This is a genomic window from Cloacibacillus sp. (assembly GCA_036655895.1).
In the GTDB taxonomy this organism is placed as follows: Bacteria; Synergistota; Synergistia; order Synergistales; family Synergistaceae; genus JAVVPF01.
This window is the reverse complement of record JAVVPF010000012.1, coordinates 45,086-69,699: the sequence shown is the minus strand read 5'-3', so window position 1 is coordinate 69,699 and position 24,614 is coordinate 45,086. Positions and strand designations below refer to the sequence as shown.

Sequence of the window (24,614 nt, the reverse complement as noted above, 5' to 3'; positions counted from 1 at the left end):
CTCTTAAATGGAAATCTCTACGGGAAAGCTTAAAAGCTTTTTTGGTTGCCGTGTAACAGAGGTTTGACAAACCTACACGCTTATGGCGCGTCTTTCGAGACTACCTCTATCTTGTATATCCGGTCGCCGGACTTTACGAGGTTGAATTGTTCCGTGGCCAGGCGCGCAATGCCTTCGGGGGTGCTGTAGTAGCGTATCTCCTGCTTCAGCTTCTGCGTCTTGCGTTCGGCGGCTACCAGCTCTTCCATACGGCTGTCGAGCGCCGCGGCCAGGGTGTCTATTTTATTTATCTCCTTAAAAAAGGAGGTGAGCAGCACCGCCACCAGGAAGGTGACGGCGGCTGCGAAGAGCACCCAGCGGAGCTTCGGAACGGTCATCGTTTGGTCCGACGCGCCTACATTTTTTCCGGCGCGGAGACGCCGAGCAGGTCAAGCGCGTTTTTAAGCGTGATGCGCGTAGCCTCCATGAGCAGGATGCGCGACTTCATAACGTTTTCCTCAACTCCAAGCACGCGCTGCGCGTTGTAGAAGGAGTGGAAGGCCTCGGCAAGCTCCGTCGCGTAGTAGGCGAGGCGGTGCGGCGCGGTCTCTTCGGCGGCTTTTGTTATCTCCTCCGGGAAGCGCGAAATAGCTTTAGCAAGGTTCAGCTCTGAGGGGTCTGTGAGCAGCGCAACATCGAACTCTTCCATTTTCGGCATAGGGATGCCGCGCTCGGCCAGTTCGCGGTAGATGCTGCATATACGCGCGTAGGCATACTGGATGTAGAAGACGGGGTTTTCGGTCGAGGCCTTTTTCGCAAGCTCCAGGTCAAAGTCGACGGTGCTGTCGCAGCGGCGCACGACGAAGAACAGGCGAGCGGCGTCGCGGCCGACTTCGTCCATTATTTCGCGCAGCGTGACGATGGTGCCGGCGCGCTTTGACATCTGCACTGGTTTGCCGTCGCGCAGCAGATTGACCATCTGGATGAGCAGCACCTCTATGCCGTCGTCAGGAAAGCCGAAGGCTTTGTTGACGGACTTGATGCGCGGAACGTAGCCGTGATGGTCGGCGCCCCAGACGAAGATATTTTTTGTGAAGTTTCTGTCGTATTTATTTTTCATGTAGGCGACATCGGAGGTGAAGTAGGTGGGCATTCCGTTTGAACGGATGAGCACGCGGTCTTTGTCGTCGCCGAACATCGTCGAGCGGAACCAGAGAGCGCCGTCCTGCTCGTAGGCGTAGTCGCGCGCCTTGAGCGCCTCCATCGCCGGATCGACGCAGTTGTCGTCGTAGAGTGATTTTTCTGAGAACCATACGTCGAACTTTACTCCAAAATCTTCAAGGTCTTTCTTTATGAGCTCAAGCACCATTTTTGAGGTCTCGTCTGTGAAGATGGGCAGCGTCTCGCTAAGCGGCTTCTCCGCGAGCGACTGTCCGTATTTTCCAACGAACCGGGCCGCGATGTCCGTCATGTATTCGCCGTGGTAGCCGTCCTCCGGCATAGGAGCCTCTTCGGCGCGGTCGAAGGCCTCAAAGTATCTGGCCTGCGCGGACTTTCCAAGCAGCTCCATCTGTAGGCCGGCGTCGTTTATATAGTATTCGCGCTCAACGTCGTAGCCTGCGAAGTCAAGCAGCGACGCCGTGATGTCGCCTACGGCAGCTCCGCGTCCGTGACCCATGTGGAGCGGGCCGGTCGGGTTTGCGCTGACAAATTCAACATTTACGCGGCGTCCTTTTCCTACGTTTACACGGCCGTAGTCTTTGCCTTTTTCTATCGCGGCTTTAACGGCCTCTGTGACCCAGTCCGCCGTCAGTTTGAAGTTCATGAAACCGGGGCCGGCGATGTCTGCCTCTTCTATTACGGAATCTTTCGGGAGTTTGGCGATTATTTCCCCCGCAAGGTCGCGTGGCTTCATGCCGAACGGCTTTGAAAGCTGCATCGCTATATTTGTGGCCCAGTCGCCGTGGCCCTCCTGGCGCGGACGCTCAAGGCGAACCTCAAAGCCCTCCGGCAGTTCTTGGCCCTTCTCCGCGGCAACGGCCTTCACGGCCGCGTCAAGCGACTGTTTGAGTTCTTCCGTCATGTTTTGCATACTGCTTCACTCCTTGTCTGCTGGAACCTGCAAATTTTTTATTAAAATTTTTATTTCTTTTTTATCTTTAATAATTATTTTCTGAACGGAAGATCGAGGACTGGCCATCTGAGCGCCGCGGCGAGCTCCTCTCTCATGAGGGGGGCCGTCTTTTCGTTTACCTCGCGTTTCTTGACCGTCCATGTGCTGTCGGCTAAAAGCTGCGCTTTTTTGGGCCAGTGCGTGATGGATTCGTTGAGTACGGCGCTGGTGCCGGTGCCGAGCTGTTTGAGCGGCGGGCTCTGGAGCATGTGGAAGCCTTTGGGCGTGCTGATTCGCACCTTTTGGTCAATCACGAACGGGAAGCGGAGCGTGTATTTCTGCTCTTTGCCTATCATGTCGCTTACGCGTAGCGGAATGCCTCCGGGGAGGCGCACGAGCATACTTCCGCCGTGTACGATGCCTGGGGCGCAGCTTACGTCGAAGGCGAGCCTGTAGCCAAGCGGCATCTCTTTTACCTCTTTAGGCACAAGCGACATGCCCGGTATTGCGAAGTTGACCTTCGAGACGAGGAACTCGCCGAGCTTGTCAAGCGCGGGCGCTGCGTGCCCTGAAAAGAGCTCGCTCCAGCCGCCCGTTACGGTCACTTCGAGCGTGCCGTCGGCTCTTCCCTCAGCGTTGAGTTTAAGTTTCCAAAGCAGCGCGAGCCTGTTTTCGGATGGAGAGCCTGCGGAAAGTTTTTTTGTCACGGCTTCTCCGTCTTTGAGGCCGTAAAGTTCAGCCCCAGCGGCCGACGACGGCGCGCGCCCCTGCGAGAAGGGCGAGCCCGCAGCGAACCACGAAGATTTTGCGCCAGCGCGCGGAGCAAGTTCCAGCACCGGTTCTTCAAAGAGCGTTACCGAGGCGGGCGTGTCGTCTGTCAGCGGCATTTTCGCGCTCCACCACAGTGTTGTCTCCCAACCCAGTTTTTTGAGCCATTTGTCAAGCAGCAGCGTCTTTTCCCACGGCGTCCAAGGGCCGTTTGCGGGGATGTTGTCCGCGGCGCGCACCCAGTTCGCGGGCACGCCGGCAAGAGTGCGTTCCGGCGCGTTGACCCACTCTATGAGTTTTGCGCCGGCGCGGGCAGAGTCTCCCTTCGCGGCATCTGGAAGCTGCAGCTGCGGAATGTCGGAGGCTATTTCAGCCGTCGCGCGCATGCTCTGGACGACGCCTTTTTTGGAGCTGAAGGAGACCATCGGCCTTTCGTTCAGGACGAAGCCCTCTCCGTTCCACGGCAGCTGATTCATCACCTGCCATGAATATTTTGTGACGCTTGCGTTCTTTGAGAGGACAGGCTCTTTTACGTCGCGCCCAGTCCAGAATATCGGCATTCCCTCCGGCACTTCGACGCTGACCTTCTGTTCCCAGACGGGCAGAGGGCCGGCCATGTTCACAGTCTCGTCGACGCCGTAGCGTTTTGCCCGCTGTTCGCGCACCGCGATTACGGCGACGCGCCCCACGGCGGCATCCGGGATCTGCACGACTGACATCTCAGCGCCGCCCGGCAGGGTTTCAACGCGGGTGGGAAGGGAGCCTTCTTTCATGCCTGTCATTGGGTTGTACCAGGCGGCCTCTTCGATTTTGAGGCTGCCCGCGGCGGGCGTCGGGTAGCAGACCGTCTTCCAGTTCTGAGGCACAGTCTCGCCGACCATTATCATTACACTTCTGAAATTTTCCATCGAACCGTCAAGCAGCATCTTTGATTCATTATTGCGCTGCCAGATGACGGAACCGTTTCCTCCGAAGCTCTCCGCGGCCGGAACCTCTTTTTTCAGCCTCGATATCTCTTCGGAAGCATCCCAAGCGCATACCCCGCCTGCGGAAAAGAGCAGCGCGGAGAGCGCCAGCGTAAGTATTGCGGTCCTCTTGAAATGTCTCATCGCCGTCTCCTGTTTATTCCTTGTTCCGTCCGCAGCACTGCTTGTATTTCTTGCCGCTGCCGCACGGGCACGGGTCGTTTCTGCCTATCTTTATGTCGTTTATGACAGGCTGGGTCTTCTGCGCGGTGGCAAGCGTGCCTGGGTTTTCCATATCGTCGTTGTAGTTCGCGCCGGACGCCTGCGGGATGTCGAACGGGTCGCGGCTTTCGCGCCACTTTTTGCGGCTCTCCTCGTGTTCCGGTTCCTTCGTCACGACGGAGACTCTCAGCGCAAATTCAGTGATGCCTTCGCGTATCTGCTCAAGCATCTGCTGGAAGAGGTTGAAGGATTCAAACTGATACTCGATGAGAGGATCTTTCTGGCCTATCGCGCGAAGGCCGATGCCGCGGCGCAGTTCGTCCATCGCAAGCAGATGTTCCTTCCAGTTTTTGTCGAGCACTTCGAGGAAGATGTACCTGTATATCTGCTCGGAGAGCATTCCTCCAAGTTCTTCCGTCTTCTGCCGGAAGCGTGCGCGTATCTCATCCAGTATCTTAGGACGCGCCTCTTCAAGTTCGACCTCGGCCTGCACGCCTTCAAGGTGGCGCGCGATGCCGGGCCAGAAGAGAGCGTTCAGGCGAACGCTGACGGACTTGACCTCTGGCTCTTCAGCTTTTTTATCCTCGAATATTTTGTCGAGCTGCGCCTGAGCCGTGTCCTCAAGGACGCTCAGCGTGCGCGCCGTGATGTCCTTGTCGTCCAATATGTCGGCGCGCTCCTTGTATATGGCCTCGCGCTGGCGGTTCATGACGTTGTCGTAGGAGAGGAGTTGTTTGCGTATGTCAAAGTGCATCTCTTCTACCTTTTTCTGCGCGTTTTCGATGGCCCTTGAAAGCAGCGGATGTTCTATTGATTCGCCCTTCTCCATGCCAAGCTTTTCCATTATGCCGGAAATTTTTTCTCCGCCGAAGAGCCTTATCAGGTCGTCTTCGAGCGAGATGTAGAATCTGCTTTCGCCCGGGTCGCCCTGACGGCCTGAGCGGCCGCGGAGCTGGTTGTCTATACGGCGCGACTCGTGGCGTTCAGTGCCTATGATGTGGAGGCCGCCGGTCGCTATGACCTTTTCGTGCTCTTCGGCGCAGAGCTTCTTGTATTTTTCAAGCGTCTCGGCGTAGAGCTGCGGCTCGTCGGCGGGGCTTTTGCCCTCTTTTTCGAGCTCTTCTTTTGCGAGGAATTCAGGGTTGCCGCCAAGCACGATGTCCGTTCCGCGGCCCGCCATGTTCGTGGCCACTGTGACCGCTCCGAAGCGTCCTGCCTGCGCTACGATGGTGGCCTCGCGTTCGTGGACCTTCGCGTTGAGGACGCTGTGGGGTATCTTGCGCACCTTAAGCAGCTTGCTGACAGTCTCCGAATGTTCAATAGAGGCCGTGCCTATCAGTATCGGCTGGCCCTTTTCGTGATGCTCCGCCGCTTCGTCCGCGGCCGCGATATATTTTTCCTCCGACGTTTTGTAGACGGAGTCGGGATTGTCTTTTCTCACCATCGGCATGTGGGTCGGGATGACGATGACCTTGAGGCCGTATATTTCGTTGAACTCTTCGGACTCTGTGAGGGCCGTTCCCGTCATGCCCGCCAGTTTCTTGTACATACGGAAATAGTTCTGCAGCGTGATCGTGGCGAGCGTCTGGTTTTCGCGGCCCACCTTCACGCGTTCCTTGGCCTCTATCGCCTGATGCAGCCCGTCGGAGTAACGGCGGCCGAACATGAGGCGCCCCGTGAATTCGTCTACGATGACGATCTCGCCGTCCTTCACGACGTAGTGAACGTCGCGCTGGAAGAGGTGATGCGCTTTGAGCGCCTGCACTATTTTGTGCGAAAGCGACGAGTTGTTGAAGTCGGTGAAGAGATTGGGCAGGTTCATGAGCCGTTCTGCCTTTGAGATGCCCGCCTCGGTGAGCGCCAGGTTGCGTTCTTTTTCGTCAAGCTCGAAGTCCGTGGTCTTGAGAAGTTCGCGCGCCACGCCGTCCGCAATGCGGTACGGCTCCGTGTTGTCCTCGGAGGGGCCGGAGATGATAAGCGGCGTCCTTGCCTCGTCTATGAGGATGGAGTCTACTTCGTCTACGATGCAGAAGTTATGGCCGCGCTGAACCTGCTGCTCCTTCTGTATAGCCATGTTGTCGCGCAGATAGTCGAAGCCGAATTCACTGTTCGTTCCGTAGGTTATGTCGCAGTGATAGGCCTCGGAGCGCTTGTCGTCGGCCATAAACGGCGAGATGACGCCGACGGAAAGGCCCATGCCGTTGTAGACTGGCGACATCCACTGAGCGTCGCGCGCCGCGAGGTAGTCGTTTACCGTGACCACATGGACGCCTTTTTTCTCGATGGCGTTGAGCGCGACGGCGAGAGTCGCGACAAGCGTCTTTCCTTCGCCTGTCTTCATCTCGGCGATGTTGCCGTCGTTGAGCGCCATACCGCCTATCATCTGTTCCTTGAAGTGTCTCAGTCCAAGCGTGCGCTTTGAGACTTCGCGCACCCTGGCGAAGACCTCGGGCAGTATGTCGTCGATCGTTTCGCCTTTGTCAAGGCGTTCCTTAAAAATCTGCGCGGATCTTGCAAGTTCCTCGTCGGTGAGCTTTTCAGTCTCCGCCTCGTAGGAATCTATTATCTCCGCTCTTTTTTCATATTTCGCGATTGCCCTGTCGTTCGGGTCAAAGCCCAGAGCCTTTATTACTCCGTTGAGAAGCCCCATCTATTTATTTTCCACCTTTCAGACGGCACAGTACAACATGCCGCATAACATGCGCTGCATATTTATTGATTATATACTTATAGGTGGAAGTTAGTCAAAAAATAATTACCGAGCTGTGCGTGAAATGTTATACTTTATCAACTATTAGGGAGGGAAACGCCTTGAAAAAAATCTTGTTCGCACTGCTTCTTATAATCATCACCGGCGCCGCCGCGGGCGCGGAAAATTTCTGCGGCACTAACGAAAAGATGCTGTCGCCGGCCTTCTGGACGCGCGCGCGCGGCATGAAGAAAGAAATTCTTTTGCCAAAGCAGGTATTCACGCTTTCGCAGAACATCAAAGCTACGTCTAAAACCTACTGCGTCGACATCACGGCCTATCCCGAGCTTATTTCAAAGGAAAAAGTTATGGAGGAGTTGGCCAATTTCTCAAAGAGGCCGAAAAGCGAACGCTTTCTAGGGCCGGCGCCCGCCTCCGACACATTTTGGCAATCGCTTGAGGCGCAGACAAACACCGGCTCGGTGCGCGAGACTACCGTCGTGCGCTTTGCGGTGGCCGTTCAAAACGCAGCGCTCAAGACGCTGCCGACGGACGAACCACTGTATAGCGAGCCAAACGACCTCCTTTTTGACATGAACGTAGAAAGCACGCTTAAGATATGGGAGCCGCTTGCCATTCTCCACGCCTCGGCGGACGGAAAGTGGTATTTCACGGTAAGCCCCACCGCCTCAGGGTGGCTGCACGCGGAGGCCGCCGCCTTCACCGACAAAAAAACCATCACCGAGACCGCCTCGCGCGATTTTTACACCGTCACAGGAAACCGCGTGACGACGGACTTGCGCACTGAGGCAGCCGACGCAGGACGCCGCGAATTTTTCATGGGGACGAAGCTGCCGAAGGCGGACGACGTGGAAACGGCGGGCGGCGTCGCCAGTGATTTTTCATATCTGGTGCTTGTCCCTGAAAGATCGCCCGACGGCTCCTTACGCGTCGCGACGGAGCGCATTCCGCGCGCCGCTGACGTGACGGCCGGATATCTGCCCTGCACTGAGGAAAATATCGTAAAACAGGCCTTCAAGATGCTCGGCGAACGCTACGGCTGGGGCGGAATGTTTTCCGCGCGCGATTGCAGCGCCTTCACGCGCGACGTTTACGCCTGCTTCGGCATAGAGCTGCCGCGCAACTCCGGCGCGCAGACGAAGATCCCTTCCGCGCGCTGGAACGCCGCGAAAATGACGGCCGACGAAAAGAAAAAACTGCTGACAAAATGTCACGCCGGAACTCTTTTACAGATGCCTGGGCATATCATGCTCTACCTGGGCACTGTAAATAATAAGCCGTATATAATACACGACGTCTATGCGCTCGGGCCATCCGGACGCGCGGGCGCCGACGGACGACGCACCATTAACTGCGTCGCCGTCACCGACATGGAGATGACGAGAAAAGACGGAACCAGCGTCATCGACAACGTTACCAACATCGTGACGATGATGCCGGAAAAATCAGGCAAATAGCACACAAAAAAACGCCTTCTTCCAGAACCGTTCCCAGCGGTAGAAAGTCAAAAAAGCCCACCCGTTTATGCATCGCGCAAAACGGATGGGCTTTATAGAATGTACCGCTTTGCGCGGTCAGATAATTATATTGTAGCGGTTGCCTGCGCTAAGGTGCCTATAGTCAGCGCCCTTTTATATCCGACAATGCGCAGCGTAAGCTCCGGGTACGCATGGGAATATCGGCGGCGTTCAGTTATATATCGTGTGCCGTCTGGCGAGCGCCTTGATGTCGGTCAAGAGGCGCAGCTTTTTGCTTCAAGGAAATCCGTTGCGAACTGCGCGTAAAGCGCAGCTCCTCTGTGAAGGGCATCCTCGTCTACTGTGAATTTGTCGCTGTGGTTGGAATAGGTTATGCCGTCCTCAGGCTTGAGCGCACCGATGAATCCATAAAAACCGGGAACTTTTTCCATGAAATAGGCGAAATCCTCAGATCCTGTCAGTTTGGGCATCTTAGTCAATATTTCTTTTCCATAGAGCTTAACAGCCGCGTTTTGCGCAATATAGTTCAAATCTTCGTGGTCGTTTATCACAGGCCCCGGGAAGCGATCATACTGAAACTCAGCCTCACAGCCCAGCGCCTCCGCCGTACCCTTTATTATTTTTTCAAGCCCCGCGTCAATCGTTTTGCGCAGCTCGCGCGAATACGTGCGCACGGTGCCCTCCATCACGGCCTCGCTTGCAATTATGTTAAAGCGCGTCCCGGCGCGTATCGTCCCCACCGTAACAACAAGGGTGTTTAGAGGATCGTTTACACGGCTTACAAAGGTCTGCAGGTTCATGATGATGGAAGCGGCCGCGACTGCGGCGTCGTGTCCAAGATGCGGCGCGGAACCGTGAGCGGAAGCACCCTTTACCGTTATTTTAAAATTATCGCAGGAAGCCATTCGTCCGCCGGCCTCAAGGCTCACTAGCGGAGAGAGCAGAGTGCCCCAGATATGTATGCCAAATATCGCGTCTACGCCGTCAAGGCAGCCATTCTCGACGTAATATTCTGCACCATGGCACGATTCCTCCGCGGACTGAAAGAGCAGTTTGACCGTACCGCGCAGTTCCTCTTTCATATCAGAAAGTATTTTGGCCGCGCCAAGCAGCATTGCGATATGAGCGTCATGCCCACAGGCGTGCATTTTGCCTTCGTTCTCGGAAGCAAAGGGCAGCCCCGTCTTTTCTATGGAAGGCAGAGCGTCAATGTCCGCGCGCAGCATGACGCACGCGCCGGGACGGCCGCCATGTATTGTACCAATGACACCGTAATAATCTGGGAAGGTGCGCGTCTTGATCCCCATTCCTTCCAGCTCGCACCTTATCCGCTCAGTAGTATTTTTTTCCTCAAAGGAGAGCTCTGGGTGCGCGTGAAACCAGCGCCTTAGCTCAACAATATAATCGTTCTGCCTTTTGGCAGCCTCTCTTATATCCATCACAACGCCTCCTCTACAACAGGCCGATGAAGATGCCGGCAATAACGACGGAAGTTATCGTCACTGTGACAAAGCCGCCGACTATCATTTGGGGCAGCATCGAATCAAGCAGATACTGATGCTCCTCGGGGGTCTCAGCCAATGCCTTGACGGACTCTTCCGTAAGGATGTAGTTTGGCGGAAAGCCATACAGCGCCGTAAGCGACGTGGCAAATGCCATCTCCCAGCTTACCTTTAATATTTTTCCCGCGATGATGGAAAGCACTGCCATACCCAACACACCGACTACGATGATCGTGAGCATCGGGCCGATGCACTCACAAAGCATCTCTGGCGTCGCATCCTTAAGCCCTGCGAAGACGAATATCATCAGCACGTACATTAAAAATCCATAAGAACCGGCCTTTTGGAGCGCGTTCTTTTCAAGAAAACCAACCTCAGAGAGGATCACACCGAAGAGAAGAGCAAGCACCGCCATGTTGATACCGGTAAATTTCGCAGCTACGCTCGCAATGTATGCAGAGAACATCAGCTTTCCAAGGATGAGCGCCGTCGTGGAATATTTGGGAGGTACTTCAGGGAAGAACTTAAATCGGCCAGTCTCCTGCGTCGCCATGTTGCCAACGACAGTGTCCACAACTTCATTCTTGCTTGCGCGCACCTTCCCGCTGCGGTAAGCGGCAAGAAGCTTGCGTCCTTCAAGCTTCAGGCATATCGCCGTAAGCGGGTAGCCGAAAAAGCCCTGCACTGCGTACATCGCAATGGCAAGCACGGCGGCGGCCGTCATACCGCGCGCCTCCGCCGCCGTATTCATCATGGTGGCGGCGACTATACCTCCCGTAAGCGGAGGCAGCCCCGCTATCACGTAGGCTCGTCCCACGAGCGGGATGCAAACGAACCAGCAGAGCGTCACCATTCCCGCAAGCCCAGCAAGCGTAACGCAGATTATCTTCCATTGGTCAAGCAGCTGACGCACCGAAATGATGGTGCCCATGTGGGTGATGCACAGCATAATTACAAGCGTGCCGCCTAGAGGCGCACCCATTCCCGCAAGAGCCACAATGTCCTTTGGAAAGAAGCTCCAAAAGCCTAAAAGAAAAAGAGTTGCAATGACAAAGACGGAGGGCACCCACGCTTTTGTTTTAGTGCCTACAAATTCGCCGATATAGTAGACGATGGCCAATATCAAAAATGCCTCAATGCTGTTCATGTGCAACGCCCATCCTTATCAAGAGTGTTTTCTACATTTTATCGCATGCTCACAAATTTTGCAGTTTTGCTTCGGATAAATTCACGTAAAAAATATAAACGGCCCTTTCTGCTATCGAAAGAACCGTTTATATTATTTATCGCCGGACCCGCAAGGCGCGGCGGCGCAATTATTTTCCGACCATCATCAGCGCGAAGACCTTCGCGTTGTTCGTAAGATATTTTATGACGGAGTATTCGTTCGGCATGTGCGCGCAGTCCTCGGCCTGCCCCCAGACGGCGGCAGGAATGCCCGCCGCTCTGAAGTACGCGGCGCAAGTGCCGCCGCCCACGCCGCCCGCCTTTGGCTCGACCTTCGGGAATATCTCCTTCACCGCGTCGGTAAGAAGCTTCACCGCTTCAGCGTCGGGGCTTGTGGGAGCTGGCGCCTGCTCGCGCTGCTCAAAGCCGTACGCGACGGTGACGCCGTATTTTTCCCGCACCTTTTTGATCTCCGCGGCTATAACTTTTTCAACCTCTTCAAGAGGCACGGAGGGCAGCACGCGGCAGTCGAAGGCAAAGACCTCGCGCCCCGGCACAGTGTTGATGTTGGTGACGTTCTGCGCCCTGCGCGTCGGTTCAAAGGTGGAGACTGGCGGGTCAAAGAGGCTGTCCTCTTCCGGGAAGGCCGCATGCAGCGCTTCATCCAACGCAACAGAAAGCGCGTTCGCCGCGCGGCAGGCGTTGTTTCCAAGCTGCGGCGTGCTTGCATGCACCTGTTTTCCGTCAACGGTGAACTCAGCCCATAGGATGCTCTTTTCCGCTATCTCGATAAAATCGCCGGCCTCGTTTTCCATATCGGGAACGAGCACGAGGTCGTCCGCGCGAAATAGGCCCTTTTTTATCAAATACTGGATGCCCTGCTTGCTGCCGACCTCTTCGTCGGCGACCAGCGCAAGGCATATCTCATACTCGGGAGCAATTCCAAGTTTTTTTACTGCGTACAGCGCATAGAGCGACGCCACCAGCGCCTGCCCGTTGTCGAGCACGCCGCGCCCGTATATTTTCCCGTCCTTTACGACTGCTTTGAACGGGTCCGTCTGCCACAGCGAGCGCTCGCCCTCGGGCACGACGTCCGTGTGCGAGACGAACCAGAGGCGGCGCTTCGTTTTGCCCGGATACGAGACGACGAGGTTGGGGCGCTCGCCGCCAGCCGCAAGCGGGTCGGACGAGGCGTAGACCTTTACGTCGTCAAAGCCGAGTTCCTTTATCTTCGCAAGCAGATACTGCGCCTTGTGGAACTCGCCCGCGCCTCCGTTCTTTGGGCTGACGGCGGGATATTCTATCATTTTGCCGAGCGTCTCGACCATCTGAGGTTCGAGAGACTCTATCTCTTTCATAAGCGCTTCGTTCAAAGGCCGCTCCTCCAATCCAAACACGGTACCGCGCTAAAGCGCGGCCGCCGCGCCCTTCTCGATCGCGCAGGTTATCTTCGCGATCTCTTCGTCGCTCATCTTTATGTTGAGCCCGAACATGACGGCGCGTGAAAGCATTGATTCCGCCTGCGCCATCGTCTCCGGCGCGTATGACGGCGTATGGTTTCCGAAATAGTCCATGTCGCCCATATCAGAAAGCGCCTTCCAGTGCTTTGCGTAATGCCACGTGTTGCCGGCGATTATGGCGCAGCCTGAGGCCGCCTGGAATTTTTTCGCGGCGTCCGCAGTGGGCATCATAAAGATGGCGTGCGTCGCCGTATCGCCGTCCGCGTCGTGCATCGGGCGCGGCGAAAGCCCCGCCTTTACGCCTGCCTCCATTATCTTCTTTTTATTGGCGCGCAGCGCGGCAAGAGCCTCGGGCATCTTTTCAAGCGCGACCGCGCCAAGCGCGCCCTGCAGCTCGCTTATACGGTAGTTGACGCCGAAGCCGAATTTGCCCTCCGCGCCGCGGTCGTGCTCTTTGCTGTGGACATGGCCGTGATCGCTGTAGCAGTCCATCGCAAACCAAGCGTCGTGGTCGTCGGTGAAGATCATGCCGGCCTCGCCCACGGTGAGCGTCTTGTTCGGGTCGAAGCTCCACGCACCGCAGGCGCCGATGCTTCCGAGCATACGGCCTTTGTATGTGCCGCCTACCACTTCACACGCGTCCTCAACTATCGGGATGCCATATTTTTTGCCAAGAGCGATGAAGGCGTCCATATCGGCAGAGGCGCCGAACATGTGGACCGGCATTATAGCCTTTGTGCGCGGAGTGATAAGACGTTCCGCCGACGCTGGGTCGAGGCCCAGCGTTTCGTCAAGGTCTCCGAGAACAGGCACTGCGTCGCAGGCGACGATGGCCTCAACGCTTGCGATGAAGGTAAACGGCGAGGTAATTATCTCGTCTCCCGGCTTTATGCCTATGCCCTTTAGCGCTGTGATGAGCGCCGCCGTTCCGCTTGAAACGGCCAGTGCGTACTTTGAGCCGGTCAGCTCCTTCGCCCTGTTTTCAAAATCCTCGGCGCGGTAGATGCCCGCGCGCGCGCCGTGAGAACCGTAGCGGTGTATCATCTGGCGTTCGAGTACGTCTACGGCCGCCTTCACTTCGTCATTATTGAATATCTCTGTTCCTGGCATTCTAAATCACGCTCCTATGATTCTCTTGTAGATATTTTCGATGTACTCCCGCGTCGCTATGTCGCGCCAGCCGTCGCCAAAGCAGCTGTGCCAAAGTTTTTCCATGCCGAGCGCCGTCTTCGTCATCTTTTCGACATCCTTTTCGCCGATGCCGTAGTCGGAGGCCTTAGGCATAGCCAGGCCGTTTTTCTTAAGGAAGGCGCATGTGTCGGAGTATCCGTCGGGATAGATGTCCTCAAGCACGCTCATTGCGATGGTGACCGCCACGCTGTGCGGAAGGTGCGGAGCGCTGTTGCTGAGGCCGTAAGAGATGGCGTGCGAGGCGCCTACGCGGCCGCCGATCGTACTGCTGCCGCCGAGCACAGAGGCCATAGCTGAAAGCATCGCGTTGCCGAGGTCGTATTCAGTGAGGTCGTGCGCGAGCACCTCTTTTGAGAGCGCAAGTCCATCCTTCGCGTCCTCTATTGCATCGGGCGCGCTCGTCTTGCTCATCATGATCTCATAGTGATGAAAATAGCAGTCCATCATCGTGAAGAACCTGTTAAAGTGCGGCGCTCCGCTTGAAAGCTGCGGGTCTATTATCGCGACGTTCGATTCAGTATACCTGTTGTTGATGCCGAGCTTTTTTTCGGGGCCGCGCAGCACCGCGATCGGCGTTATCTCGGCTCCCGTGCCGTTCAGCGCAGGCAGCACCCATATATCGGCGCCCTTGTTCATCTCAAGGTCGTAGCCCTGATAGCGCTGCGCCGGTTCGAGGTTCGCAAGGCAAATGGCCGTCGCCTTCGTCAAGTCCATCGTGGCGCCGCCGCCTATTCCAACAAGCGTGTCCGGCTGCTGCGGCAGGCTGCGTATCTCTTCGCGCAGCGCGTCGACGTCGGACGTCCGCGGCTCCGAGAAAGAGGCGTCAAAGACGAAAAGCGGGCCCGCGGCAAATATCTTAGCAAAGGCGGGCTGGCTCTCCAGCGCTCCGTCTACGACGAAAAAGGGGCTGCGGCCCTCTTTTTTGAGCCTAGCAAGAAGTTCGTCCACGCCGTTGTCTGAAAGCACTATATCCGTCGGCACAGGCGTGCGCCACCACGGTTTCAGTTCTGTAAATTCCTTGATTGTTGAAGGTTTGTTCATTGTCATATCTCCTTAAAATATACTCTTGTATTTATATTCTGATTGACCTTTTAATTATTATCCCGCGCAAAGGGCCGCTTTAGCGTCTGGAGGCGAAATATTTTTCTATACGCGCCACATCCTCAGGCGTATCTATCTCTATAGTGTCGCGCGGCGTCTGGACGCACTGGATGGCGTGGCCGCTTTCCAGCACGCGCAGCATCTCAAGGCTCTCCACCTTCTCAAGCGGCGTCTGCTCGGCCGCAGCAAAATCCAGCAGAAAATCGCGGCGCCAGCCGTAGGGGCCTATGTGCTTGTACCACACTCCGCCCTCGTTGCGCGGATATGGTATCGGCGAACGGCTGAAATAAAGCGCGCGTCCGTTTTTGTCGAAGACGCATTTCACGATGTCCTTCGCCTCGACCTCTTCCATATTTTCTATGCGCTTCGCAAGCAGCGCAAGCATGACGGAGGCGTCCGCGTCAAGCGCCGCCACAAGCGGCTCTATCATATCCGCCCCGACAAGGGGGTCGTCCACCTGAATATTGAGCACATACTCCGACGGCATCATCCGCGACACAAAGGCGACGCGGTCGCCGCCGCTTGGCAGCTCAGAGGGCGTCATGACCGCCTCCCCGCCGTTTGCCGAAACGAGCGCCGCAATGCGCTCGTCGTCGGTCGCCACTATAACTCGGTCTATGCAGGGACAGTTCTTCACGTTGTTGAAGACGCGCATCACAAGAGGCACGCCGTCTATTTCAATGAGAGGCTTGCCCGGCAGACGGGTGCTCGCGTAGCGCGCGGGGATCACCGCGAGCGTCTTTATCTTTTTATCCATCACGCCTACTTCGCCTCGAGCAGATAAATAGTCCAGGCAATAGTCGCGGCCTTTCTGCAAACCTTATAGTCGCCCTTAAGGAAGAGGTCCTTAAAGACGGCCTCGCCGCCCGGCTCGATCGTCGTCTTTTCAATATAGGTGTCGCCCAGCTCTTTGCGCTTGTCGCTTAAGAAAACAAGCGCCGCGTTGAAGGTCACGGCCTTGTCGCCCTTATTGACGAGCGTAAGGCTCACGCCGTTCTCCGAAACGCGCAGCCCCCTGTAGGAGATAGGGTCTCCCTCAGGAATGACGCCCTTCTTCCCGAAAGCCGCCGCCATCGAGGCAAAACAGAGAATTATCAGAAGCGCCGCCGCAAACTTTTTCATATTCATTAACATTCCTCCAGATAGCAGGTTTCAATACGACCATTATAATTGAAAATCAAATTTATGGGCGCACGGAGTGTTATTACAGGTATTTGACGCTTTGTTATATTGTTTAAAGGTGATAGATTATTATGGCAGTAAAAAACGGCCCCATAGAGGGCCGTGATAAGTTAAATATGGCGGAGAGTGGAGGATTCGAACCCCCGGGGCTATTCACCCAATTGATTTCAAGTCAATCACCATCGACCACTCGGACAACTCTCCATTAACAAGCAGGAATTATACCGGATTTTAAAGCTTATTGCAAGCTATATAATAGAAAAAATTTAGGAGAACGAGGCATAAACAGATGGCTGAAACTACGGAGATAAATAAGGAAAAGATCGCGGAAGAGAACAAATGGAACTTCAGGATATTGGGGATGACCTGCACCACCTGCTCGCGCATCATCGAGCGCGCGCTCAAAAAAGTGCCTGGCGTCTCGTTCGTTTCGGTCAACCTCGCCACGGAGAGCGCCTTTGTGCTCGCCGCGCCGGAGGTGACGGAGGCGCAGCTTGAGGAGGCCGTCAAAAAAAGCGGATATGAGATCGTGCGCGACGCGCCTGCGGACATTGACGAAATACGCTACAAAGAGGCGCGCAGAACTCTCATCCAAATACTCATAATAGGCGTGCCGATGTCGCTTTTGATGCTCCTGCACATGTTCTTCGGCTATCACTTCATGTGGTACGGCCCGATGGAGATAATTTTCGGCGCGGCCGCCATCTTCTGGTGCGGGCGAAAGACTATGCGCGGCGCCTGGATAGCGCTTCGCCACCGCCATACAAATATGGATACGCTCATTGCGCTCTCAGCCGCCGCGTCGTGGCTGACGGCTCTGCTTGGCTTCTTTGGATTTGACATTCCATCCTTCGGCACGGTGGGCGTCATGATAATGATGCTGCACCTGACGGGACGCTATATAGAATCGCATCTGCGCGACCGCGCGGCGAAGCAGGTGAAAACACTGCTGACGCTCCAGCCGCGTGAAGCGCGCGTGATGATAGAGGGCGAATCGGTGATGGTGCCGGTGGACGCGGTGAAGCCGGAGACGCTCATACAGGTCAATCCCGGCGAGCGCATCCCGCTTGACGGCGTCGTAGTCGAGGGCGAGTCCGGCGTAGACGAGTCGCTGCTGACGGGCGAGTCTCTTCCCGTGACGAAGCGCGCCGGCTCTGAGGTGACGGGAGGCGCGCTCAACATGTACGGCGTGCTCACGGTGCGCGCTACGAAGGTGGGCGAAGATACATTCCTTGCAAAGATGCTGGAGCTTGTGCGCGAGGCGCAGGGAAGCAAAATCCCGCTGCAGGCGCTGGCCGACCGGCTGACGCTGAAATTTGTGCCTACCGTCATAGCGCTTGCCTGCATAAGCGCGGCCGCGTGGTATTTCTTCTATCCGCAGATGCACGCGCTCATAGCGCCGCTTGCTTCGATGATGCCATGGCCTACGAACCTTTCCTCCCCAGCGGCGGCTGCGGCCTACGCCTTTATTGCGACGCTCGTCATCGCCTGTCCCTGCGCGCTCGGGCTAGCGACGCCGCTTGCACTCGTCGTAAGCACCGGCGAGGCGTCGCGTTCCGGCCTTCTCATCCGCAACGCGGAGGCCATCCAGACGCTGAAGGACGTTGATTTTGCGATACTCGACAAAACCGGAACGATAACAAAGGGCGAGCCTAAGGTCACAAAATGGGAGGCGCCGCAGGAGGCGCTGAAATATGTCTACGCGCTTGAGTCAGCCTCGGGACATCCGCTTGCGCGCGCCGTAACTGAGGCAACAGGCATCCACATTGCGGCAAAGCCCGACTCCGTTGTCGAGACTCCGGGCGAAGGCGTGGCCGGCAGCTGGGGCGGCGACGAATGGTTTGTAGGCAGGCCGCTTGACCGGGCGCGGTGGACAAAAAAGGACGCGCAGGCGATGACACTTGTTGAGGTGCGCAAAAACGGAAAGCCCGTCGGCTATTTCGCAATAACCGACCCGATACGCGAAGACTCCCGCGCCGCAATCGCAGACCTCATAGCTCTTGGCGTGACGCCTATGATGGCAACCGGCGACGCGCAGGAGACGGCGTTCTCTATAGCAAGCGAGGCGGGCATAGAAGAGATACGCTGGGAGGTGCGCCCCGAAGAGAAGCTCTCTCTAGTGCACGAGGCGCAGAGCGCCGGCCGCCGCGTACTTATGGGCGGCGACGGCATAAACGACGCGGCTGCGCTCAAAGGCGCGGAGGTCGGCATAGCGATGGGCGGCGGCATGGACCTAGCCGTCGACAGCGCGGACATCGTCATAATGAAGGGCGGCCTTTCGCGCATCGTCTCCGCGATAAAGATTTCCGCAAAGACGTGGAAGGTGATACGGGAAAACCTCTTCGGCGCCTTCATATATAATATAATCGCGATACCGATGGCGATGGCTGGGCTTCTGCACCCGATAGCCGCCGAATGCGCGATGGCGGCAAGCTCGATCACAGTTATACTGAACTCGCTGAGGATAGCGGGCTCCGCTGAAAATAAAGAAAAACAATCATAGATCAGGAGGAATGGACATGGCGGAATACAAACTTCACATACCGGATATGAGCTGCGCACACTGCGAAAAGAGGATACGCGAAGCTGTAGAAAAAGCTGGCGGCGTCGTAAAGTCGCTGGACCTTGAGACAAAAAAGGCGCTGATAGAGATTGAGGCCGACGCAGACAAGGTACTCGAAATAATAGACCAAGCCGGCTACGACGCAGGGCTGGAATAAACTGAACGCAGTACAGCTTTAATTATCTATTAACAATATACTCGAATATTTTAAAATACCATAAGTTCACTTGACAAGGCCGGCCCTTTTATTATAATTAGCTTGGAGGCTATATTATAATGTGGGACATTGAGGTTACCGACGAATTTGAATTATGGTGGGACGCACAAAATGACGCCGTACATGAAGATGTTGCGGCTGTGGTTGATTTGCTTGAAGAGCACGGCCCATCTCTTGGGAGACCGTATTCCGGCGAAATAAGGGGCTCAAGGCACAAGCAAATGCGGGAACTGATAGTACAGTCTGGTGGAAATCCATACCGTATCCTTTACGCCTTTGATCCGCGGCGTACAGCGGTTTTGTTGCTGGCTGGCTGCAAGGGCGGCGCAAACAGATGGTATGAGGAACACGTTCCTAAAGCGGATAAATTATTTGATAAACTGTTGGAAGAGTTAAAAAACGAAGGAGTGATATAAATGTCGCTGAAAAAATTCTCCGAGCTGCGCGATGCTCTGCCGGAAGAGGTTAAGGCAAACGCAAAATCAAAGGCCGAGGCTATGCGTTTTGCACTGCGCCTTGAAGATGTGCGCAAAGCCCGTCATCTGACGCAGAAAACTCTTGCCGCAAGCCTTGGCATGGCACAACCTTCGCTGTCAAAAATGGAAAAACAGGACGACCTTCACATCCGTTCGCTGAAGAAGATCGTAAAGGCAATGGGCGGAAAACTTGAAGTTTCTGTCACATTTCCCGAGGGCGTCAGCTACAAACTGTACGAATCACCCGATAATGAAGAGCCATTTTTACAGCCCTCCACAGCGCAATAACGGCAAGTAGGGTTGTGAAGGGGCTTCATAAAACAGAGAGAGCGCGGAAAGATATTTCTTCCGCGCTCTCTCTGTCTATCGTTTACTTATTTAGAGATGGGTTATTTCTTAGGCTGGGCGTCGTTGTCGCCGAAGCCTACTTTGGTGAGCCATTCTGTCGGATAGCCTACCGTTACATTCTTTCCGTTTTCGTCAATGACGTAGCCGTCGGAATATTTGCCTATAAGATTCCAGGCGAGGTTCCACCAATCTGTGTAGACGGTGTTGATGTTGTCGTTGACGTAGGTGGTGATGTAGGCGTCGGCGCCTTTCACGTTCTTGGCCTTGTAAAGCTCCATGAACTTTTTCTCTGCGGCGGGCACGGTCTTGAAGAATCCGTCTTCAAGCTTTGTCTGCTCGGCGCGAATGTCCTTGATCATGTAGGAATGTTTGAGGTCCGCCCAGTTGGCTACGAGGTTGAAGGCCCAGAAAAGTGATTTCTGGTTGAACTTCGCGCGGTCATAGACGTTCATGCTCTCGGGCAGCTTTGTCACGCCGGCAAATATCGGCATATAAACTGTGGTGTGAGGCTGGTCGAGGCCGAACCATGTAAGCGCCGCTATCTCGTCGGGCATGTTGGGGCGAATCTGCGCGGCGAAGCTGTAGGAGCAGCGGAAAAGGGAGATGGGGCGATCCCAGTCGTTGCTCTTACGGTTCTCGGGCTTCTGCGCCTTGCCTGTGGGGTAGCGTGTGGGCGAGCCGAAGGGGCCGGCGGCCAGACCCTTTGTGAGGTCGAACTGCGTGCCTTCAAGGTAGTCGCGGTTGACGCGCATAAGGTCTTTTACGGTCAGCTTCTTCTCGGGCTTCTGGAAGAGAGGATACTGTTCCTTCGCGTTGGGGTCGAGTTTGATGCTGGGGGAGAGCAGGTTGTAGACTCTCCACTCGCGGCGCTGCTGGTAGTAGGGCGAGCCGTAGGGGGTAGGGTTGTATATCTTGTGGAATACGAACTTTTCTCCCTCTTTCCACCAGCCCATTTCCTGCGCGAAGGTCTTTATGTTCTTGGAGTACATAAAGTTGTTGCTGTCGTTGAAATCGATCTCACCGATGCGGGAACGGTTTGAGCCCATGCCGTACTTGTCGTCGGGCACGCGCTGGGCGACCCAGACTGCGCCGGGTTTGCCGCTTTCCGCGTTCCAGAGGGGTCCGGGGCCTGTGATCTCAAAGAGCCATACTTCGTTTTTGTCAGCGATGGCGAGCGCTTCTCCGCCGTCGCCGTAGCCGTATTTCTCAGCGAGCGCGCCCATCACTTTGATGGCTTCGCGCGCTGTGGCCGCGCGCTGAAGTCCGAAGACCTCGAGCTGTTCGATCATCATCATCGCGGTCGGGCATTCGTTCTCTTCGCGGCCGCCCCATGTGTATTCGCCAAAAACGAGCGACTTTTCGTTCATGATGGGGTATCCGGTGTGGAAGTAGGCGTAGGTCTGGGCCGCCTGGGGGATCTCGCCGACCTTGTCAAGCTTCACGTCGGGCTTCGACTGGTAGCAGATGTTTTTGTAGACGGGAGCCATTGCGCCTTTTGGATATTTCTGCGCGGGGATCACTGTGAGACGGTTGTCATACCAGCCGTCGCAGGTGTAGGAAACTAGCACTTCTCCATTCACTGTCGCCTTTTTCCCGGCCATCACAACTGTGCACGCGTACGACGCGCTGGTGAAGAGCATTAGGAACAGGGCTACGAGCGAAGCTTTTTTGAAAATCGATTTCATGATTCTCACTACACTTCCTTTGTAAAATATTTTGATAAAACCCGGGGAGGCCGGTTACGGCTTCCCCGCTGTTTCCGGTTTGGTTTAGTCGTAAACGACTTTGTCCGCGGGCGCGTCTGCGGGGTTTTTGAAGAATTTGCCGAGCCCCTTTTCTATTATCTCTTTGTATCTCGGCACGCCTTCGACGACTACGGCTTTGTCCGGGTTCATGTCGCTGTAGTTTTTGATGGCGTCAAGCACGGTGGAGACATGGCGGCCTACGCGCGTGTCGATGGGCCAACCGTTTTCGTCGATGGGCGAATAGAGCAGCTTGTGGTCGCCCGCTTTACGCACGAAATCATCCTTGCCGGTCATCAGCAGTTTTTCGTCGGTGATGCCGCGGATACGGTCAAGGAACGGTTCGGCCACCTCAAAGAGGATGGAGGCCGCGTCGGAGTGGTCGCCTATCTCGCGGTGAGAGAGGCCGTGCAGCGCCTTGGGCGAAAACTCCATATTGAGCGGCACTTTGAACTCGTTGGCCGTGAGGCCCATAGAGGTCATCGCGGCTACGTCCTGTCCCTTTTCGTGCGTGACGATGGTGTTGATAACGGGATATTCAAGCTCGGCTTCGTGAAGGTCCATGACGAGGTTGACCTTCTCTTTTTTGATGAGCTGCATCAGCGCGTGCGTGGTGCGTTCGGCTATGAGGCCGTCCTTGCGCCCCGGCCACGCTCTGTTTAAGTTGCGTATATCCATGTAGGCGAGCATCTGCCTGCTTGGATAATGGATATAGACCTCTGGGTCGGGCCATGAGTCTAGCGGGTTTGCCGCGCGGTCTCCGGTACGCCAGGTCTTTTCGCCCCAAGGGGTCTTGACGTGGTCGTATGAGGGATAGGCTTCGCCGCTACGCGTGGCGAGCGACGCGCTTCTGTTTGCGCGGTTGACGATGATGAGGCGTCCCTTGTCCAGCTTCGCGTTTTCAAGAAGCAGTGCGGTCGAAATGTTGCTGGCCGGCTCCTCTGGATGAGTTCCGCCGAGTACCATGACGGTGCCGCCGGGCTTTCCGCTGTCGATGATGTAAATGTTGCTGTCGTTGGTCGTGCCCTTCATCGTCGGCTCGTAGTCCGAAAGTCTTTTGACTATGGTCTGCGGTCCGATGACAGAGGGCTCCTTGAAGTTCCACATGTCGCGGAACTCTTTGCCTGAGACGGCGATGGCACCGATGGCAGCAACAGCCGCTATTATCTTTACTGCATTTAATTTGGTCATCTAAATCACCCTACTTAAGGCGCATGAGGCGCAGAACGAACGGTATCAGCACTATGATGTAAAGAACTGCCTGCTGCGGGTTCTTCGTCTTATAGGCCTGCCATGCCATAGCCGCGCCGAAATAGGCGGCGATGGCGTAGTAACAGTACATTATGAAAGTATTGACTGCCAGCATCTATATTCCTCCCTCTCCTACTGCGCCAAGAACGACAGTTCCTTGCTGAAAACAAGGAATAGCGTGCAGACGGCAGAGATGGCTATGAAGGGTACGATGCAGCTCTTTACAAAGCCCGCGTAGTAGCTGCCTTTGTAGTCCAGCTCCATCACCGCGGCGCGTCCGACTACGGCGGTAGGCGGCAGACAGTCGCCAAGCGGCCAGAGCGTCGCCATCGCGGATAGGCAGATTATCGGGTTGAGCCCCTTCATGTTGAAGAGCATTATGAGCGGCACTCCGATGAGCGGGGCTACGGCGTACTGCAGCATACCCTCCGAGATGGGGAGTATAAAAAAGAGTGTCGCAAAGAGCGTGGTGATCGGCAGCGTGACTATGAGCAGCGAAATCAGTCCGCGCGCACCTGTCATCGCCATCACTTCGTTGAGCGCGCCTACCACCACCATGATGCCGACCAGCGGCAGAAGGTTGGTGACGGTGTCGCAGGAGACCTTCCAGATGTCCAGCTTGATGGGGCTGAGCAGGATGGCCGCGCCGGCCGCTATCATGAATATGAGCGGAAGGCCCAGTATCGGGAAGCTGAATGGGAAGACTCGTCCCGCCACGATGAGCGCGCCAAGAACGATGAAGGGGATTATGACGCGCATCCAGCTCATCTTCTCAGGAGGCTCGGGCAGCAGCGCAAGCACCTGTTTTTCGTCGATGGCGTCTCCGCCCCACGCAAGGTAGAACATGGAAAAGACGGCGCCAAAGACGGAAAGTATCGCAAGCGGCCACGTGAAGCCGACGTAGGGCATGTTCGCGCCGGCCGCCGCCATCATCGCCCATATATTGATGGGGGGAGCCGCCGCGCTCATAGCCGCCGTGAGGAATATCGCGGCTACGCGTTTTTCAGCGCTGACGCCCATCACGGCAAGCACGGAACCGACAAGCGCGCCCACCGTAAGCACCGTCGTAGCGCCCGAACCAGTGAGCGCTCCGGGGATCAGCATGACCAGCGTGAGCAGCAGCAGGCACACCATGCGGCGCGTCCTGAACCTCGCCACTATTTTGCGCACGATGAAGGCGACGCCGCCAGATTCTTTAATGAGCGACATGAAAAAGGTCGCCGTTATGAAGATGAGGCAGACGTCGAAATAGGTGAACATGCCTTCAACGATGTAGCGCACGGGGAAGATGTCGCCCGCGTAGGTGACGCCGTGGTATAAAGCCGCGGCGCACGCTGCTAAGAGCATAGAAAGCTCCGTTGATAGTTTAAAGAATTTTGCTACTAAAAAGGCCGCTACTATTATGGCCAAGATAGTATAGGCGTAAGCGAACATCGTGGACTACTTCTTCTGCATCTCTGCCAGTTTTTTACCGACCTCGAGGGAATCCTTCGCTACGATAAGGGGCTTTTTGATCTGCTTGGCGTATGTGGTGAAGAATCCGTCCTTGTCGCTGTCCTTCACGATGAGGATGGCGTCGCAGAGCGGCATGATGGCCTTGATGGATTTTTCGTCAGAGGCGTCGGTGCGGCGGGCCATGCCCTCCACCTGCGCTCCGATGACGGTCATCCCAAGCTTTTTAGCCTCTTTGATGAGAGCCTGGCAGCGTTTGATCTCTTTGTCGATGTCGGTGCCAGCAGCGCCCATTCCCTTGCCGCTGGTGCCGGCCGTTACGATGAGCGTCTTGTAATTCTTGCCTACGAGGTCGGCTGCGGTGAGACCGTTATTGTGCTCGGCGGGCGTCACCTTGGCCTGGTTTGCGGACATTTTGACCATCATCGCGCCGGGCGTCTGGCCGCACGTTGTGGCGATGATCGGCGTTTGGATCTCAAGAGCGAATGCCGATGTCGCAAAACCTAAAAGCAGCGTCATTAAACATAAAACTTTCTTCATATTGAAGAACCTCCTTAAAGATTATTATCAAACCGCAAAAAGGCCTTTTTTCGGCTGTGTGAAAATACCGTGAAAAAACGCGATTCTCGCGGTTCGACAAATTCCTGTTGTTGCGCGACAAATGATAACATATTATCGATTATTAAACAACGTAGTTTTGCACAAAAATCAAACGTTAATACGCCTA

Annotated in this window: 21 protein-coding genes and 1 tRNA gene; 5 read left to right on the top strand and 17 right to left on the bottom strand. The window is 55.7% G+C overall.

Annotated features, from left to right (window positions below; translation table 11 throughout):
- Window positions 1–80: 80 nt before the first annotated feature.
- From RRY12_05540 to secA, 4 genes are all read right to left on the bottom strand, one after another.
- Window positions 81–377 (bottom strand): septum formation initiator family protein, encoded by a 297-nt coding sequence (locus RRY12_05540; protein MEG2184118.1) that lies wholly within the window; start codon window positions 375–377, stop codon window positions 81–83.
- Between the two features lie 17 nt (window positions 378–394).
- Window positions 395–2,071 carry an arginine--tRNA ligase gene (gene argS / locus RRY12_05535; protein MEG2184117.1) on the bottom strand — a complete coding sequence of 559 codons (1,677 nt, stop codon included), beginning with the start codon at window positions 2,069–2,071 and terminating at the stop codon, window positions 395–397.
- A gap of 74 nt (window positions 2,072–2,145) precedes the next feature.
- Window positions 2,146–3,969 carry a hypothetical protein gene (locus RRY12_05530; GenBank protein MEG2184116.1) on the bottom strand — a complete coding sequence of 608 codons (1,824 nt, stop codon included), beginning with the start codon at window positions 3,967–3,969 and terminating at the stop codon, window positions 2,146–2,148.
- Between the two features lie 13 nt (window positions 3,970–3,982).
- A complete protein-coding gene (secA, locus tag RRY12_05525) occupies window positions 3,983–6,697 on the bottom strand; it encodes a preprotein translocase subunit SecA (GenBank protein MEG2184115.1) in 2,715 nt (904 codons plus the stop codon).
- A 161-nt stretch (window positions 6,698–6,858) separates the two neighbouring features.
- On the opposite strand from secA, the gene RRY12_05520 reads away from it, so the two are divergent.
- Entirely contained in the window at window positions 6,859–8,214 is a 1,356-nt protein-coding gene (locus tag RRY12_05520) for an NlpC/P60 family protein (GenBank protein MEG2184114.1), read from the top strand.
- 275 nt (window positions 8,215–8,489) lie between these two features.
- Here the strand turns inward: RRY12_05520 and RRY12_05515 are convergent, their stop codons facing one another.
- The 8 genes from RRY12_05515 to RRY12_05480 all read right to left on the bottom strand — a co-directional run bounded on the left by RRY12_05515 (window position 8,490) and on the right by RRY12_05480 (window position 16,042).
- Window positions 8,490–9,674, bottom strand: coding sequence for an amidohydrolase (locus RRY12_05515; protein MEG2184113.1), 1,185 nt, complete (start codon window positions 9,672–9,674; stop codon window positions 8,490–8,492).
- A gap of 13 nt (window positions 9,675–9,687) precedes the next feature.
- On the bottom strand, window positions 9,688–10,884 hold the full coding sequence (locus RRY12_05510; GenBank protein MEG2184112.1) for a hypothetical protein: 1,197 nt from the start codon (window positions 10,882–10,884) through the stop codon (window positions 9,688–9,690).
- 169 nt (window positions 10,885–11,053) lie between these two features.
- On the bottom strand, window positions 11,054–12,277 hold the full coding sequence (locus RRY12_05505) for a M20 family metallo-hydrolase (GenBank protein MEG2184111.1): 1,224 nt from the start codon (window positions 12,275–12,277) through the stop codon (window positions 11,054–11,056).
- A gap of 33 nt (window positions 12,278–12,310) precedes the next feature.
- Complete coding sequence (locus RRY12_05500) at window positions 12,311–13,474, bottom strand: DegT/DnrJ/EryC1/StrS family aminotransferase (GenBank protein MEG2184110.1); 1,164 nt, start codon at window positions 13,472–13,474, stop codon at window positions 12,311–12,313.
- Between the two features lie 6 nt (window positions 13,475–13,480).
- On the bottom strand, window positions 13,481–14,596 hold the full coding sequence (locus tag RRY12_05495; GenBank protein MEG2184109.1) for an iron-containing alcohol dehydrogenase: 1,116 nt from the start codon (window positions 14,594–14,596) through the stop codon (window positions 13,481–13,483).
- A gap of 79 nt (window positions 14,597–14,675) precedes the next feature.
- Window positions 14,676–15,413: a 3-deoxy-manno-octulosonate cytidylyltransferase gene (gene kdsB / locus RRY12_05490; protein ID MEG2184108.1), complete on the bottom strand. Its 738-nt coding sequence runs from the start codon at window positions 15,411–15,413 to the stop codon at window positions 14,676–14,678.
- 5 nt (window positions 15,414–15,418) lie between these two features.
- Window positions 15,419–15,784, bottom strand: coding sequence for a hypothetical protein (locus tag RRY12_05485; protein MEG2184107.1), 366 nt, complete (start codon window positions 15,782–15,784; stop codon window positions 15,419–15,421).
- A gap of 171 nt (window positions 15,785–15,955) precedes the next feature.
- Window positions 15,956–16,042: transfer RNA gene (locus tag RRY12_05480), tRNA-Ser, on the bottom strand.
- A gap of 85 nt (window positions 16,043–16,127) precedes the next feature.
- Between RRY12_05480 and RRY12_05475 the strand changes: the two genes are divergently transcribed.
- The 4 genes from RRY12_05475 (at window position 16,128) to RRY12_05460 (ending at window position 19,382) form a co-directional block, all read left to right on the top strand.
- Window positions 16,128–18,341 carry a cation-translocating P-type ATPase gene (locus RRY12_05475; protein ID MEG2184106.1) on the top strand — a complete coding sequence of 738 codons (2,214 nt, stop codon included), beginning with the start codon at window positions 16,128–16,130 and terminating at the stop codon, window positions 18,339–18,341.
- 16 nt (window positions 18,342–18,357) lie between these two features.
- Window positions 18,358–18,558 carry a heavy-metal-associated domain-containing protein gene (locus RRY12_05470; protein MEG2184105.1) on the top strand — a complete coding sequence of 67 codons (201 nt, stop codon included), beginning with the start codon at window positions 18,358–18,360 and terminating at the stop codon, window positions 18,556–18,558.
- 119 nt (window positions 18,559–18,677) lie between these two features.
- The gene (locus RRY12_05465; protein ID MEG2184104.1) at window positions 18,678–19,034 is read left to right on the top strand and encodes a type II toxin-antitoxin system RelE/ParE family toxin; all 357 of its coding nucleotides are present in this window, start codon (window positions 18,678–18,680) and stop codon (window positions 19,032–19,034) included.
- Window positions 19,035–19,382 carry an XRE family transcriptional regulator gene (locus RRY12_05460; protein MEG2184103.1) on the top strand — a complete coding sequence of 116 codons (348 nt, stop codon included), beginning with the start codon at window positions 19,035–19,037 and terminating at the stop codon, window positions 19,380–19,382.
- A 101-nt stretch (window positions 19,383–19,483) separates the two neighbouring features.
- Here RRY12_05460 and RRY12_05455 read toward each other — a convergent pair whose 3' ends face one another.
- From RRY12_05455 to RRY12_05435, 5 genes are all read right to left on the bottom strand, one after another.
- A complete protein-coding gene (locus RRY12_05455) occupies window positions 19,484–21,127 on the bottom strand; it encodes a C69 family dipeptidase (protein ID MEG2184102.1) in 1,644 nt (547 codons plus the stop codon).
- 84 nt (window positions 21,128–21,211) lie between these two features.
- A complete protein-coding gene (locus RRY12_05450) occupies window positions 21,212–22,375 on the bottom strand; it encodes a succinylglutamate desuccinylase (GenBank protein MEG2184101.1) in 1,164 nt (387 codons plus the stop codon).
- A gap of 10 nt (window positions 22,376–22,385) precedes the next feature.
- Window positions 22,386–22,550, bottom strand: a complete 165-nt coding sequence (locus RRY12_05445; protein MEG2184100.1) for a hypothetical protein — start codon at window positions 22,548–22,550, stop codon at window positions 22,386–22,388.
- Window positions 22,551–22,567: 17 nt separating this feature from the next.
- Window positions 22,568–23,869, bottom strand: coding sequence for a C4-dicarboxylate ABC transporter (locus RRY12_05440; protein ID MEG2184099.1), 1,302 nt, complete (start codon window positions 23,867–23,869; stop codon window positions 22,568–22,570).
- A gap of 6 nt (window positions 23,870–23,875) precedes the next feature.
- Window positions 23,876–24,427 (bottom strand): DUF6305 family protein, encoded by a 552-nt coding sequence (locus RRY12_05435; protein MEG2184098.1) that lies wholly within the window; start codon window positions 24,425–24,427, stop codon window positions 23,876–23,878.
- Between the last annotated feature and the right edge of the window lie 187 nt (window positions 24,428–24,614).